Origin of the sequence: Prevotella sp. P5-126 (assembly GCF_002251185.1) — a bacterium.
Classification (GTDB): Bacteria; Bacteroidota; Bacteroidia; order Bacteroidales; family Bacteroidaceae; genus Prevotella.
Window position 1 is genome coordinate 1 of record NZ_NPIZ01000024.1, and the last position, 1217, is coordinate 1217.

The 1217-nt window shown below is 33.7% G+C and carries 2 protein-coding genes; both read right to left on the minus strand.

Annotated features, from left to right (window positions below; genetic code table 11):
- A partial coding sequence (locus CIK90_RS02180; protein ID WP_094464236.1) for an acyltransferase family protein occupies positions 1 to 739 on the minus strand: 739 nt, incomplete at its 3' end.
- On the minus strand, positions 705 to 1217 hold a 513-nt coding region (locus tag CIK90_RS14080), incomplete at its 5' end, for a hypothetical protein (RefSeq protein ID WP_158216015.1). The genes CIK90_RS14080 and CIK90_RS02180, both read right to left, overlap by 35 nt.

Genomic DNA, 1217 nt, shown 5'->3' on the forward strand with positions numbered 1-1217 from the left:
ACAATATTTTTGATAACGTCTTACATTTTTTCTCAATAAGAGAAGATAGCATAAATACCATTATAGTTCCGGATACAGCCCCTATTGTCAATGGTATTACGGGTGTGATATTATTCCATGCCATATCCAAGCGATAAAACAATGATATCCCCAAAGTAATCGCGAAACATAATAATATCCATATTTTATTTGATTTCTCAGGACTTACTATATGTTTTATATACCCCCCCCAAGCTACTAAAAAGGAGGCATATGGCACTGATGACATTGCCCATGGCAAATAGATGTTATTATTATCCAATACAACTCCAACCATAGCCAATGAAAATATTAACATCAATCGAAAATATGTTGATTTCACTTCATAAACCGCCCGACTAATTACAGATGCAACAAAGAGCACAGGTATAAACCAAAGGGGATATCCCTCCCAACCATGGCTCAGCAAATAACCCACTCCCTTCCAACTGTTATGATGGCTTAAAATCAGACATACGATAATGGAATAAGAAACGAATGGCAACATCAATGTTTTTGTTCTATGAATACAGTATTCAAAGAATGTCCTTTTCTCCCAATTCGTTGTCCATCCAGCTGCAATAAAAAACAAAGGCATGTGAAAAGCCCATATAAAGGCGGCAAAAGAATGAGGAATTGAAGAATGCCCCATTACCATTAACATTATTGTTATGCCTTTGGCTATATCAAGCCAATTGCATCTTGTCTCTTGTGAATTCATGTTTAATAAGATTCATTCCCATTGCTAAAAAAACCACCATTTGAGTAGTTTGATGGGATCCGTTAGGAGAAATATATGAAATTATCAGATATGATAAATAAATTGAAAGCAGTCCAATATTGAACATATCAACTCCATCCCAATGTCTAAACAAATAATATAATGGGACTATTAATAGAAAAACTCCAATAATACCAACTTCACTAATTCTTGAGTAAAATGTGTTTTCATAATGTCTTCCTGTTAATTCCCCTTTTTTTGCCTTTTGACCTTGAGATAGACTGAATGCTTTCCCTAAATAAAAAATCAAGATATTATCACTTACGTTTTCCTTAAATCCCTCTTCCCAATACTGGCTACGTTTATCTTTTGCTATATTTGATGAAGAAAACCTATCTATATATGCTTTATCAGAGTATAAGAAAGACTCTATATATGGCGCTGATAAAAAGAGAAGAACAATTCCTAATGTAATTGA